The sequence below is a fragment of the Campylobacter sp. 2018MI13 genome, assembly GCF_018501135.1.
Taxonomy (GTDB): domain Bacteria; phylum Campylobacterota; class Campylobacteria; order Campylobacterales; family Campylobacteraceae; genus Campylobacter_E.
On the sequence record NZ_JAHCZC010000044.1, the window covers coordinates 1 to 14998 of the forward strand.

Consider the following 14998-nt stretch of genomic DNA (forward strand, 5'->3'; position numbering starts at 1 on the left):
ATTTAAAACATTTATCGTATCGGACTTTGTTTGATTTTGATAAAAAGAATTTAAAATAAGAATTTTTTAAAAATTTTAATTATTTGACTATTTTAATAATAATTATTATAAATAGTCAAATATGTTACATATTGTAATGATTTTAATTAATTTTTTACTTTATCTGGGTAATTTTGACACATTGCAATAATACCACCTGATAAATTAAGAGCGATTTTTTCTTTTTGATTTAAAAACTCACATAAAAATGCACTTCTTGCTCCACTTCTACACATAATTACTAATGTTTTAGAATTATTTTTAATAATCTCATCAAAGTCTTTTTTGATAATTTCTTCATCAGCTGAATTAAAATCTATAGGATAAAGTAAAGTATCTTCTAAACTAAATTCATCTATTTCTTCTTGAGTTCTAATATCTACTATTAAATGTTTGTCAAAATCTATATCTTTTGCATTGATATTTATATTCATATTTTATCCTTTGTGTAAATTCGTAACATTTTTTATCTAATTTATCATTAAAAATTATCAAAAAAATATTTTTTTGGTTATTATGAGTGAATATTATCTAAAAAAGGAAAAAAAATGAGCAGGTATTTTAAAAGCCTTATTTTTTGGGTTATTGTAGGATTAATCCTAGGAATTGTTGTTGGAGCCATGCCTCCTATTAAAATAGAAGCACTTGGAATAGAAAATCTAGCTATTTGGTCTAAAGTGTTTATTGATATGTTTATTAAAGCATTAAAACTTTTAATTGGACCTATCATTTTTGTAATGATTATTCTAGGAATAGTTGGACTAGGAGATATTAAAAAAATCGGCGGAATTGGTGTTAAGGCTGTAATTTACTTTGAAGTAGTAAGCACACTTGCTCTAATCGTAGGTATATTTATGGCTAGAATTTTACAACCTGGAGTTGGTATGAATCTTGATATCAATGCTTTAGATGCGTCAAGTGTTGATAAATATGTAAAAGCTTCTCAAGGTAGTGAAAGTAGTTTTTGGGGAGTTTTAAAAGGAGCAATTCCACAAGATTTAGTAAGCCCATTTACAGATGGAAAAACATTGCAAGTTTTATTTATAGCATTATTTACAGCATTTATTGTAATAACTTTAAAAGAACAAGATAGAGAATATATTAAAAAAGCCTTAGAAGTGTTTCAATCATTTGTATTTAAAATTCTTACTTTAATTATGTATTTTAGCCCACTTGCTACATTTGGTGCTATGGCTTATCTAATATCAAAATTTGGCTTAAGCTCACTTGTAAATATGGGATATTTATTATTTGTTATGCTTGCTGCTTGTTGTGTATTTATATTTGGAGTTTTAGGAATAATTTGTTATGTAGCTAAAGTAAATATATTTAAATTCATTAGATTTATAGCTAAAGAATTATTAATCGTATTTACAACAAGCTCAAGTGAAAGTGCATTATTACCACTTATGAAAAAATTAGAAAAAGCAGGAATTGATAAAAGCTGTGTTGGTTTAGTTTTACCTACTGGATATAGCTTTAACTTAGATTGTACAAATATTTATCTAGCTATGGCTGTAATATTTTTAGCACAAGCATTTAATATAGATATTAGCTTATGGCAAGAAATTACAATTTTACTTATATTAATGGTTACTAGTAAAGGTGCTGTTGGAGTAACAGGAAGCGGCTTTATCGTTTTAGCAGGAACTCTTAGCTCATTAGGAGATAATTTAATCCCTGTTGCAACAATCACCGTTTTATTAGGAGTTGATAAGTTTATGAGTGAGATGAGAGCGTGTGGAAACTTATGCGGTAACTCTGTTGCTTGCTTAATAGTTGCTATATGGAATAAACAAATAGATATGGAAAAATTCCGCTACGCACTAGACCACCCTAATGATTTTAAAATACAAGATTAGGAATACTTTTTGCTTTTGATATCCTGCAATATGAAAGGATATCAAATGCAAGTGTTAGAACAAGCTTTTTCTTTATTTGCTGTGCTAGTTTGCATAGCAACAATTTTTATTAAAAAAAATAATGAAAACCAAGAAAAATAAGGTTTTACCTGAATTAAGGAATTTAAAAAGGATTTAAATTCCTTAAAAATTAGAATAAATTATATATCTTCTTAGCCATTTCATTCTCAAGTATAGGTAATACTTCTTCAAGTTTAATATTTCTTTGTTTTGCTTTTGCATTAATTATTGTTGAGTTTTCAATAAAATCACTTTCGTAATTTTGAGATTTTGAATTGTTTTGTAATTTTAAAGATGAATTTGAATTTTTTATATCATAATTATTGTTTTGATTGATTACCTTATTTACACTTCTTTGCTTAATATTAACATCAGCTTTTAATTCTATTGTATATTCTTCGCCAGTAATATTATTTATAATAGAACTTGCAAAACTTTTATTATTAGCAAAAGCAGCAAATGCTGGATTAATTGATTTTAAAGCATCTTGCTTTAATTCTTCTTCGCTTTTTTTAGAGCATTCAACAATATTAGTGCTTACAATAAAAGTAGCATTAGTAGGTTCATTTAGTATTGTATAACCTTTATTTTTTAATCCTTCAATCAGTTTTGATTCAATATTTACATTACAATCACTAGTATTTTTTGCAAATACAAATATACTTTTTTTGCTTTTAGCAACTGGTTCAATAAAAATACTATTATTTAATTTAGTATCAAGCTCTAAAGAATTACTAGCACAAGCACCAAACATAAAACCAATACCAACAATACTTAAAATTGTCTTTTTCATAAAAGTTCTCCTAAAATAAATTAAACTTTTATTATATGGGGGGGGGGTTCTTAATATAAGCTTAAAATTTCTTTTAATAAATAGTTTTTTAAAGATATGATTAAATTAGATTTATAAAATGAAGTTAATAAAATAATTTAGGAATTTAAATAATAAAAAGCTCCAAAATTGGAGCTTTTAAAAGTGGTATTACATCATACCAGGCATTCCGCCCATACCACCCATACCGCCACCCATTGGCATTTCAGGTTTATCTTCTTTAATATCGCTTATTGTAGCTTCTGTTGTAAGTAGCATTGAAGCAACGCTTACAGCATTTTGTAATGCTACACGCTCAACTTTAACAGGGTCAATTATTCCTGCTTCATACATATCTACATATTCGCCACTTGCAGCGTCAAATCCTTTGTTTTCATCTTTGCAAGTTTCAATTGTATTTACGATAACTCCTGCATCAAATCCTGCATTTTCTGCAATTTGGCGAATTGGAGCTTTGATTGCACGGCGAACGATATTTGCACCGATTAACTCATCGCCTTCAAGATTTAGATTAATTCTATTTGTAGCGTGAATTAGTGCAGCACCACCACCAATTACTATACCTTCTTCAACAGCAGCTTTAGTTGCACTTAGTGCATCATCAACTCTGTCTTTTTTCTCTTTCATTTCAGTTTCAGTTGCAGCACCAACTTTAATAACAGCAACACCACCACTTAATTTTGCTAAACGCTCTTGTAATTTTTCTCTATCATAATCGCTTGTAGTTTCAGCAATTTGAGCTTTGATTTGATTAATTCTTGCATTAATTGCGTCTTTGCTACCTGCACCATTTACTATTGTAGTATTGTCTTTATCAATTACGATTGAACTAGCACTTCCTAAATCAGCTGCGTTTGCACTTTCAAGTGTTCTTCCCATTTCTTCGCAAATTACCGTTCCACCTGTTAAGATTGCAATATCTTCAAGCATTGCTTTTCTTCTATCGCCAAAACCAGGAGCTTTAACTGCAGCTATATTTAAAATTCCTCTTAATTTATTTACAACTAAAGTTGCTAATGCTTCGCCTTCAATATCTTCAGCAATGATTAAAAGTGGGCGACCATTTTTTTGTGCAGTTTCAAGCACAGGTAAAATGTCTTTTAGATTTGTGATTTTTTTATCATAAAGTAAAATTAATGGATTGCTTAATTCACAATTCATTTTATCAGTATTTGTGATAAAGTATGGGCTTAAATAACCTCTATCAAATTGCATACCTTCAACAACGCTTAATTCATCATTGATTGATTTTGCTTCTTCAACTGTGATAACGCCATCTTTGCCTACTTTTTCCATTGCATCTGCAATTAATTGTCCGATTTTTTCATCACTATTTGCTGAAATTGTAGCAACTTGTGCGATTTGCTTTCTATTTCCTGCAACTGGTTTTGCTAAAGCTTTTAGTTCAGCTATAATTGCTTCGCAAGCTTTATCCATACCACGCTTAACTTCAATTGGATTTGCACCAGCTGTTATATTTCTTAAACCTTCTTTAAAAATTGCGTGAGCTAAAACGGTTGCTGTTGTAGTTCCATCTCCTGCTTGATCAGCAGTTTTACTTGCAACTTCTCTTACTAAACTAGCACCCATATTTTCTAAAGTGTCTTTTAATTCAACTTCTTTTGCAACGCTAACACCATCTTTTGTAATAGTTGGAGCACCAAAACTTTTTTGAATTAATACGTTTCTGCCACGAGGCCCCATAGTAACTTTTACAGCGTCGCTTAATTTTTTAACGCCTTCATATAATTTATTTCTAGCTTCATCTGAATAAAAAATTTCTTTTGCCATTTAAATCTCCTTATAAAATTCCTAAAATATCTTCAAAACTTAAAATTAAATATGTTTCATTATCAATTTTTAATTCGCTACCTGCGTATTTACCAAATACTACTTTATCGCCGATTTTAATATCGCTAATTTCTTTAGCAACTGCTACAACTTCGCCTTGTTGTGGTTTTTCTTTAGCATTGTCAGGTATAATAATTCCTGAAGCTGTTGTTTTTGTTTCATTTGCGCATTTGATTAATACACGCTTATTTAGTGGAGTAAAATTCATTTTTTCTTCCTTTCTTGTGGTTTATCACTCTAATTCTTTGAGTGCTAAATTATAATTAAAATAAGTTAATCAAATCACTAAATGATAAAAAATAACTAAAGAAACTTTAGTGAAAATAGCTCAAGTTTATTTATGAAAAAAACGAAAGGTTGTATTATGAAAAAAGTTATTTATTCGCTCCTTGCTTTGATTTTAATAATTGTTATAGGGGCTTATTGTGTGTTATTTACAAGTTTTGGAAATAATTTCGTAAAAAATATAGCAGAGAAAAAAATCAATGAAAATTCAAATATAGCAGTTAAAATTGAAGAATTTGAATTGAGATTTTCAACTATTAATTTAAAAGTTTTAGTTAATGGAATGCTTGAAGCAGCAGTTAATGGGGATTTTTCACTATTATCTCGCAATCTTAATATAAATTATGAATTAAATGGAAAAAACTTAGAAACCCTAAAAATCACCGACCCTTTAAACATTAAAGGCAATATAAATGGTAGTTTTAATAATTTTAACATAGATGGAAAAGGTGTTATTTTTACTAGCCCACTTACACTTGATGCAAATATAAAAAATTATTTTCCAACTAAACTAAATCTTAATGCTAATAATTTAGATATAGAAAAATTAAGCAAAATCGCAAATGTTGATTATGCAAGTGGATTTATCAACCTAAATGCAAATGTTGATGAATTTGATAAAGACAAACTTGATGCAAAAGCTTTAATTAATATTTATTCAGAACTTAAGCTAAAACCAAGTATCACAAAAGAATTTGGAATTGACATTTCAAGATTTGGTAAGGTTATAATTGATTCTAAAAATACTTATAAAGCTAATGAAATTACTCCAAATATCAATGTAAAATCAAATATTTTAAATATTACAAGTGATTTTAAACCTATAAATCTTAATAAATTAGAAGTTCAAGGGCAATTAGTTACAAGCCTTACTGAATTAGCTTTCATAAATCCTAATTTAAATTCTGATTTAAAAATCACTTCGCAAATTGATTTTAAAAACAAATTAGCAAATATAAATTCTATAGTTAGTGGTAAAAATATAAATGCAAAAGATTTAAAAATCACTCACGATTTATCTAATAGCAAAACTGCAATTAATACCGATTTAAGAGCTAACGCAGGACTTTTAAAACTTAGTGGCGATGAGATAATAAATCTTAAAGCTAGTGCTAATTTAGATAAAAATGGTTTAGAAAATGCGAATGTAAATGGTTTATTATTAGGTGCAAAATCAGATATAAAAATGGGTAGAAATGATTTAGTAGCTAATATTGAAGGTCTAAAATCTCTAGCTTTATTAGGCTTGCTAAATCAAGATAAAATGTTAGATGCAAATATTAATATAAACGCAAAATTAAGCGATTTAAAAAACCTAATAGGCTCGGCAAATCTTAATATAAACGGAAAAACAATCCCAAGTTATTTCAAAAAAGAATATGATTTAGAGATTAATTCAAAAGTATTAGCAAACGCTGATGTTAAGCTAAATGGTGCTGATAATATCAGTTTTGACGCTAAATTAAATACTGATTTAGTAGATAGTTTTAATGCAAATGGTAATTACAAAAAAGGCGTAGCAAACGCAAATTATGATGCGAGTGCAAATCTAGCTAATTTTAATGCTTTACTTAATAAAAATATGAGCGGAAATGTAAAAGTTGATGGGAATTTAACTTTTGATAAGATATTAAATCTTACTTTAAACTCAAAAGAATTCTTTGGCGGTTCATTAGCTGCTAAGCTAAATGGGGATAAATTTAACGCTAATTTAAATAATGTTGCTTTAGATAATCTTGCAAAATCTTTTGATTTAATTGATATTTATAAGGCAAATATCAATGGGAATTTAGATTATGATTTAAAAAATGCTAATGGAAAATTAGTTGCAAATCTTGGAAAAGGACATTTAAAATATCACAAAACTATAAAATTAATTAATACGATTTTAAATACTGATATTACCCAAGTTATTTTTGATAAAGGCGATGTATTAGTAAATATTAATAAAAATCTAATTGATTATAATGCAAAAATTAGTGCAACAAGTGCAAAAATTGAAGTAAATAATGGAACATATAATACTCTTACAAAAAGTATCAATGCACCTGCTCTTGTAGCATTTAATAATAATGAAATTAAAGGAACATTTTCAGGTGTAAATGATGATGTTAAATTCATTCCTGATGCAAAAAATACTATAGAAAATGCTGTAAAAGTATTAGATAAAATAACAGGCAAAAATAATGGTGAAAAAATAAATGAAACATTAAAACCTGCTGAAAATCTTCTTAAAGGATTATTTGGAGGTAAAAAATGATTGCAAGATATTCAAACCCTGAAATGTCAAGTATTTGGAGTGAGGAAGCTAAATTTAATGCTTGGCTAGAAGTTGAGCTTGCAACTTGCAAGGCGTTTAATAAAATAGGTGTAATTCCTAATGAAGATTTAGAAAAACTATATAAAAATGCTAAGTTTGATATAGCAAAAATAAAAGAAATAGAAGAGCAAACCAAACACGATGTAATAGCCTTTACAAGAGCATTATCACTTAATTTAGGCGATGAGAGAAAATGGGTTCATTATGGACTAACAAGCACTGATGTAGTAGATACTGCACAAGCAATTCAACTAAAAAAAGCAAATGAAATAATAAAAGCTAATTTAGAAAATCTTTTAGATATTTTAAAAGAAAAAGCAAATCTTTATAAATACACTCCACAAATAGGAAGAACTCACGGAGTTCATGCAGAGCTAACTACTACTGGGCTAAAGTTTGCTTATTTTTACGAAGAAATCAAAAGAAATTATGAGCGTTTTATAAACGCTAGCGAAGAGATTAGAGTGGGTAAAATTAGTGGTGCGGTAGGCACTTATGCAAATGTTCCACTAGAAGTAGAGCTTGATATTTGTAAAGAGCTTGGATTAAATGTAGCAAATATCAGCACTCAAGTTTTACCTAGAGATTTGCACGCAAATTACATAAGCGTGTGTGCGTTGATTGCAAGTGCACTAGAAAGATTTGCTACAGAGATAAGACACCTTGCAAAAACTGAATGCGTAGAAATGCTTGAATATTTTAGTGAAAATCAAAAAGGCAGCTCTGCAATGCCACATAAGAAAAATCCAATAGGAAGTGAGAATATTTGTGGTCTTAGCCGTGTGATTAGGGGGTATTTAATAACTGCTTACGAAAACATAAATCTATGGCACGAGCGTGATATTAGCCACTCAAGTGCAGAGCGAATTATGCTTCCTGATGTAACGATTTTGCTTGATTATATGCTAAAAAGATTTAGTTCTATTGTAAAAAATCTAATGATTTATCCTGAAAATATGAAAAGTAATTTAGATAAATCTTATGGATTAATCTTCTCTCAACAAGTGCTTTTAGCCCTTATTCAAAAGGGTTTAAGTCGTGAGATGGCGTATGATTTAGTGCAAGGACTAACTAAAAAGGCTTGGAGCGAAAAGCTTCAGTTTAAAGAATTATTAAAAAATAGCAAAGAAATTTGCGAAATCTTAAGCACCGAAGAGATTGAAAATGCTTTTTTAGTTGATTATCATCTTAAAAATATTGATAAGATTTATGAGCGTTTGGGATTGTAAAAAATAATAGGAATTTCAAATTCCTATTATTTATCTCATTTTAAAACTAATTTTTTAGCTTTATTTGTTTCTTTAATAACTTTTGATAATTCTTTATATCTATTCTTCTAAATATAATTTGTGAATTATTATTTTTCATTCCTATCTCTTACTTGCTTCATTTAATAAAAAGCTTAACTATGCTTACACTTAAAATATATTCATTACTTTTATCATCATAAAAATACAAAAATTTAAAAAATATATATTTTGCTTAATCATTTAAATGATATTATATAAAAAATATATTTGTATTAAGGATATGATATGAAAGTAGAAGAAATAAAAACATTTTGTAAAGAAAACAATCTAACCTACAAAGAATTAGCAGAAAAAATTGGAATGAGTGAAGGGAGTTTAAGAATTGCAATTGCTACAAATAGAATAAGCACAAGAACCATAGCTGCTATGAATTTGCTAAAAAAAGTTTATAAACTAGAAAATGAATTAAAAGATTTCAGAAAATTAAAAGAAATCCTATCAAACTAACAATATTAAAAAACTTTTACAAATAATCTTAGATTTAAATTCCACTAAAAGATTAAACCAGCATTTAGCTGGTTTAAATTAGATTTTAAATTTACCTAATTCTTCATCAAGTTTAATAGTCATCTTAGATAAATGCTCACTTGCTCCTGCTACTTCTTCTACGCTTCTAGCATTTGAATTAGCGATTTTGTTAATTTGCTCAATTTGAGTTATAACACTACGAATAGTCTTAGCTATATCTTTATATTCATTTACGCTATTTTTATTAGCACTAATGCTTGTTTGAACGATTAAAGAGTTTTCATTAACCACTTCTTCTAATTGAACACTAGATTTTGAAATATTTGAAATATCTTGAGCGTTCTTTTCCATTTCTCCACACGCATCATTTACTGATTGAACTACCACACCTATTGTTGTGTTTATTTCTGCAAGGCTTTTTTGCGTTCTTTCAGCTAATTTTCTAACCTCATCAGCAACCACAGCAAATCCACGACCATGCTCACCCGCACGAGCTGCTTCAATAGCTGCATTTAATGCTAATAAATTAGTTTGGTCTGCTATATCGTTTATAACATTTAAGATATTTTTAACTTCTTCTGTGTGTTGGCTAGTTTGATTTAATTTATTTGATAATTCAGTAGTTTGTAAAGATTGATTTTCTAATACTGAAACAAGTTTTAATATTTGATTTTTAATAATATCTAAATTATCACTAGCTGTTTCAAGTTGTTTTGAACTCTCTTCGGCGTGTTCAACGGTAACATCTATATCTTTTAATATAGCTTCTCCTGCCTTAGTAGCACAACCTATTATTGTAGTTTCTTCTTCTACTTGCTTACCTACTGCTAGTGAAGTTGAGCTTAATTCTTGAGCTACACTTGCATTTTCTGTTGAAGTTGATTTTGAATTAGCGATTAAAGTTTGGATTTTTTGTATAAAAGTATTTACATGCTTTCCTATTTGAGCTATTTCATCATTACCATTAATCGCAACTCTTTTTGTTAAATCACCTTCACCTACTGCTAAATCTTTCATCATTAAGCCTAGTCTATCAAATGGTCTAAATAAATAAACTAAAACCAATATAACAATACCAATAGTAACCACAATAGCTAAAACACTTGCAATTATTAGTGTTTTAAATTGATTGCTAACATCTTTAAATGCTATTTCTTTATTTATTGCAGCAGCAACTTTCCAGCCAGTTTCAGGAATAGTGCTAAAATCCATAATTTGCTTTACTCCATTTAATTCAAATTCTAATTTTCCACTATTTTTTGAATACATTTCATCAAGCATTGGTTTTAAATTAGGAAATACTTCTACTAATTTTTTACCTATTAATTGTTGGTCAGGATAACCAATAATCATTCCATAATTATCTAAAACATATAAAGCTCCACCTTCAATTCCAGCATTTTTAGAAAAATCAGAAACTTTATCTAAGGTAACATCAGCACCTAAAGCACCTTTAAAATTAGAGTTTTTATCGTATGTTGGAGAAACTACTGACATAACTAATTTTTTAGTTTGAGCGTCTTCATAAACATCGGTTACAAAAGTTTTATTTAATTGTTTTGCTTGTTTATACCAACCTCTTTGAGTTGCATCAAAAGGTGCTTTCCAGCCTGTGCCATCATACATAGAGCCATCTTCAAACGCTAAAAATACCATAGGAGAATTTAAAACCCTAGTTTCATTTTCTAAGTAAGGCACAAAAGCTTCTTTAGAATTTGAATCAAACTTAGATAAAGTTTTAGCAGTCTCTTTAATGCTTTGCTCTGTTATGCTAATGAAATTTTGAATGTAATTTAAATTCTTATCTACAATATCATCTAAATAGCGTTCAATATTAGCAGATATAGTTTTGCTACTAGTGCTATAACTAATGTAGGTTAGAGCCGAGTATCCAACGACTAATAACACAATTAATGTTAAATAAATTTTATTTTTAAAACTCATTTTTTTCCTTTTTTTATTAAAAATTCGGCGAGATACTAACACAAAAAATATAATAAAAATATAATTAATTGATAAATATAATTAAAATATTTATAGGTATTTGAGTAGTTTTTACACAAAAACTAGATAATTTTTCTCCTAATTACTATTTGTAACACTTCTTTAAGTCTTAATAGCTAAGATTTTTAAATCTTTTCAAAAAGGAATTAAATTGCAAGAATTATTAAAAAATTTATGGAATGATGAATTAGGAAATCTTGATTTTAACTATGAAGAAAATATTTTTAATCCCGAACTTGCCGCATTAATTTTATGTGCTAATGAATTAAATTATAAAGAATTATTAAATCTAAAAACATACAAACAATACCTAAATACTGATAGTTTTTTTGAGCTTAAAATGAAGCAAATTGCTGTTTTAAATTCTATTCACAATAATCTTTTAAATCCACTTGAAATAATCTTTTATCTTGAAAAATTAAAATTATTAAAAATAAAAGAAAATATCTTCACTTATCTTCAAAATACAAAAATAAATTCATCAAAAGAATTTAATAATAATTTTAAAAAAAGCCAAGATAAACTTGAAAATATTTATAAAAATTTACAACAAATTCTAAGCAATGAGCTTAAAGATAAGCTTGATGAGTTTTATACTCAATTAATTAGCAAAGATTATAAAATAGCTTTTAGTGGGATATTTAACGCAGGAAAAAGTAGCCTAATAAATGCTTTATTAAATCAAGATTTTTTAGGCGTATCAAACGCACCTGAAACAGCAAATCTTAGTGTAATTAGCTATGATGAAAATGAAAAAATAAAAGTAAATTTTTATAATGAAGCAGAATTTAATGCCTTAAAAACTCAAGCTAGTTTGAATGAAGAATTAAATAAAATCTTTAATATTGATTTTGTTGAGCACAAAAGCGTTGAAGTAAAAATCAACGAATTATACGATTATACAAGTGCAAATTCTAGCATAAGTATTTTTGTAAAAGATATTGAAATCCATCTAAACAACGAGTATTTAAAAAATAAAATAAATATAATAGATACTCCTGGTCTTGATGATGTAGTAATTAGTAGAGAGCAAAGAAGCTTAGAGTTTTTAAAAACTGCTAATTGTGTTTTATACCTTATGACTTGCACTCAAGCACTTAGCATTAAAGATTTAGAATTTTTAACAAGTTTTGCTAAAAATAATCCTAATTCAAAGCTAGTTTTAGTGCTTACAAAAAGTGATTTAATAAGTATTGATGAGCAAATTAAATTAAAAGAATATGTCAAAAATCGCTTTAACAATGAGCTTAAAAACCTAGATATTACACCTAATTATGAGCTATTTTGCGTAAGTGCTAGTGAATTTAAAAAAGACAATTCAAAAGGCGAAATAAATGCTTTAAAAGCCTATTTAAACGATGTTTGCTTTAATTCTACTAGCTCACAAGAATTTATAAATAGCATTAGCGAAAAATTTAAAAATCTAATTGATTTAGAAATTACGCTTTTAACTAATATAAACAATTCTTTAAAGCTAGATAAAAACGAATATATGAAAAATATAGAAAATCTACAAAACGAAAATGCCAAAAAACTAGCCTTAAAACAAGAACTTGAAATATCGCTAAATGAATACTTAAATAAAGACTACAAAATCCAAGCACACGAATTAAGCTTTTTAGCAAAAAATCAAGCTGCTAGGATTTTTGATGAATTAAATTATGACAAAAATTACTCAAACGAAAAGGTAAGAAATGTAATTTTTCAAGGTTTTAAAGATTTATTAAATGGGCTTAACTCAAGTATGAGTAATAAATTCTTAAATGATTTTAATGAAATTAAAGCAAAGCTAAATATTACTAAAGATTATGAAATTATTTTTGATAAAAATAAATTACAAGAAATATTTGAAGAATTTGAAAAAATCATAAATAAACTTGATTTGCTAAGTGATAAAAGTGAAAATGCAATCAATAATAAATTAAATGCGATTTATTTAAATATAAATCTTAATTTTTTTAATTTTAGCGAGCAAAAACAATTAGCTAATGAGTTTTTGAAAAATGAATTTTTTAGTATTTATCATATTGAAAAAATCAATATAAATGAATTTAACGATGAAAATCTATTGAGCTTAAATACACAAAAAATAGAAAAATTATTAGAAATAAAAGAGAATTTAAAATGATAAAAAGTGTCTTAAAAGAATATAATGAAAAATATAATATAAGTTATGAAAAAGGCTTTTTAGGAGATTTAAAAACCTTAAAAAACACTCTAAAAAATCCTAATTTAATGCTTAGTAATAAACTAATTAATAATATTGATAATTTATGTAAGCGTTATAATCTACCATTGCAAGTTGGTGTGATAGGACAATTTAGTTCAGGTAAAAGCTCACTTTTAAATCTGCTTTTTAAAAAAGATATTTTAGCTACAGGAGCAAGACCTGTTAGCGTTGTTGCTACTTATATTAATTATGGTTTAAATGATTTAGTTTTAGCAGAATTTGAAAACGGCTTAAGCGAACTTACAAACAATATTGTAAATGACCAAAACGAAGAACTAAATGGGCTTAAAAGTATTAATATTTTTACAAATAACGAGCTTTTAAAAGATATTACACTAATTGATACTCCAGGACTAAATGCAAATACTACCGATGAAGAATTTTCTAAAAATTTATTTAATTCTTTTGATGCTTTAATTTGGCTAAGTTTAGCTGAAAGTGCTGGTAAAGCTAGTGAAGAAAAGGCTATTAAAGAATTAAAACCAAATATAAAAAAGATTTGTCTAATTAATCAAAAAGATAAATTAAACGAAGCCGAGCAATTAAGGTTAAAGAATTATTTAAATGAAGTTTTTGCTAAGTATTTTGAAAAAATTGAGCTAATTTCTTGCAAACAAGCAAGTGAAAATAATCCTGATTCAAATATTTTGGCCTTTTATGATTTTTTAAAAAATCTAAATAAAACAAGCATTAAAGAAGATAATATAAAAGCGTCTTTAAAAACATTAAATAATGAGCTTTTAGGAATTATTAGCGAGATTAAACTAAGCCTTGAAGAATTAGAGTGTAAAATTAAAAATTATTTAGAAATACTTGCAAAAAATGAATTTGATTATAGTGGCTTTAATGATGAGATTTTAAATGCTTTAAAGAGTATAGCAAGGACGATTGCTAATGAATTTATGACTAATTTTAAGGTAAAAAATGCTTATTTTTATACCCAAAATGATGGGGTATTTCATAAAAATTGCTTTAATAAAAACGAATATTCATACAAAACTTTAAATCCTGATGATACATTTTTAAGTATTTTTTACAACAAAGATACGATTAATAAGCAATTTTTAAAAATTAGAAAAGAAATAAACGAGCAATTTTTAAACCTTTTAGATAATTTTCACAAGCCTTTAAAAGAATTTAAAAATGCTTTAAATATTGCTAAAACAAAAGAATTAGATAAAAACTACAATGACCTTGTAAATGCTGATTTTTACGCAATAGCAGATGATTTTTATAAAGCATTAGATGAGCTTATTATAAATGATTATGAAAAGGCTTTAAATAATTATGAGCTTAAATTAAATAAGCTTTTTGAAAAAATAAATATAAAAGCATTAAATAATTACGAAAACGCAGCTAAATTAAGCCTATCATTTTTTTATGAAAAAATTAATGCAAGTCGTGAATTTTATGAGCTAGATAGCAAACAATTTAAGCTTTATTTGCCTAGTGAAAATGAAATTTATCAAAGATTGCTTACTGATTGTAGTTTTTTTGAATTTGAAGAACTATTGATAAATAAAAAAGAAATCATAAAATTAAAAAATGAATATCTAAACGAGTTAAATACAATACTGCTAAAACATACAAAAAGCCTAGATAATAGGCAAATTAAATTAAATAATATTAAAGATATTATTTCAAATTCTTTTTTAACTTTTGACATATAAAAGACCTTTTAAGTATAAATATTTAATATTTATACTTAAATTTTCAATGTATTATTTTATATATTTA

11 protein-coding genes and 1 pseudogene are annotated in these 14998 nt (G+C 26.8%); 6 read left to right on the forward strand and 6 right to left on the reverse strand.

Annotated features, from left to right (window positions below):
• Positions 1-146: 146 nt before the first annotated feature.
• The gene (locus tag KJQ99_RS05760; RefSeq protein WP_214117496.1) at positions 147-473 is read right to left on the reverse strand and encodes a rhodanese-like domain-containing protein; all 327 of its coding nucleotides are present in this window, start codon (positions 471-473) and stop codon (positions 147-149) included.
• Positions 474-587: 114 nt separating this feature from the next.
• On the opposite strand from KJQ99_RS05760, the gene KJQ99_RS05765 reads away from it, so the two are divergent.
• Positions 588-1901, forward strand: coding sequence for a cation:dicarboxylate symporter family transporter (locus KJQ99_RS05765; RefSeq protein ID WP_214150246.1), 1314 nt, complete (start codon positions 588-590; stop codon positions 1899-1901).
• A 190-nt stretch (positions 1902-2091) separates the two neighbouring features.
• Here the strand turns inward: KJQ99_RS05765 and traT are convergent, their stop codons facing one another.
• From traT to groES, 3 genes are all read right to left on the reverse strand, one after another.
• A complete protein-coding gene (gene traT / locus KJQ99_RS05770) occupies positions 2092-2754 on the reverse strand; it encodes a complement resistance protein TraT (RefSeq protein ID WP_214150247.1) in 663 nt (220 codons plus the stop codon).
• 189 nt (positions 2755-2943) lie between these two features.
• On the reverse strand, positions 2944-4584 hold the full coding sequence (gene groL / locus KJQ99_RS05775) for a chaperonin GroEL (RefSeq protein WP_214117499.1): 1641 nt from the start codon (positions 4582-4584) through the stop codon (positions 2944-2946).
• Positions 4585-4594: 10 nt separating this feature from the next.
• Positions 4595-4852: a co-chaperone GroES gene (groES, locus tag KJQ99_RS05780; RefSeq protein ID WP_214117500.1), complete on the reverse strand. Its 258-nt coding sequence runs from the start codon at positions 4850-4852 to the stop codon at positions 4595-4597.
• 132 nt (positions 4853-4984) lie between these two features.
• Here groES and KJQ99_RS05785 point away from each other — a divergent pair, with 132 nt between their 5' ends.
• From KJQ99_RS05785 to KJQ99_RS05795, 3 genes are all read left to right on the forward strand, one after another.
• Positions 4985-7189: a hypothetical protein gene (locus KJQ99_RS05785; protein WP_214150248.1), complete on the forward strand. Its 2205-nt coding sequence runs from the start codon at positions 4985-4987 to the stop codon at positions 7187-7189.
• Positions 7186-8478: an adenylosuccinate lyase gene (gene purB / locus KJQ99_RS05790; RefSeq protein WP_214117502.1), complete on the forward strand. Its 1293-nt coding sequence runs from the start codon at positions 7186-7188 to the stop codon at positions 8476-8478. Before KJQ99_RS05785 ends, purB begins: the two co-directional genes overlap by 4 nt.
• Before the next feature lie 306 nt (positions 8479-8784).
• Entirely contained in the window at positions 8785-9006 is a 222-nt protein-coding gene (locus tag KJQ99_RS05795) for a helix-turn-helix domain-containing protein (RefSeq protein ID WP_214117503.1), read from the forward strand.
• Positions 9007-9084: 78 nt separating this feature from the next.
• Here the strand turns inward: KJQ99_RS05795 and KJQ99_RS11280 are convergent, their stop codons facing one another.
• Entirely contained in the window at positions 9085-9969 is an 885-nt protein-coding gene (locus tag KJQ99_RS11280) for a methyl-accepting chemotaxis protein (protein WP_442862249.1), read from the reverse strand.
• Positions 9943-10971 (reverse strand): annotated as a pseudogene (locus tag KJQ99_RS11285) (cache domain-containing protein); the annotation flags it as partial. The gene KJQ99_RS11280 and the pseudogene KJQ99_RS11285, both read right to left, overlap by 27 nt.
• A gap of 211 nt (positions 10972-11182) precedes the next feature.
• Between KJQ99_RS11285 and KJQ99_RS05805 the strand changes: the two are divergent.
• Complete coding sequence (locus tag KJQ99_RS05805) at positions 11183-13159, forward strand: dynamin family protein (RefSeq protein ID WP_214150250.1); 1977 nt, start codon at positions 11183-11185, stop codon at positions 13157-13159.
• The gene (locus KJQ99_RS05810) at positions 13156-14931 is read left to right on the forward strand and encodes a dynamin family protein (protein WP_214150251.1); all 1776 of its coding nucleotides are present in this window, start codon (positions 13156-13158) and stop codon (positions 14929-14931) included. Before KJQ99_RS05805 ends, KJQ99_RS05810 begins: the two co-directional genes overlap by 4 nt.
• Positions 14932-14998: the final 67 nt, after the last annotated feature.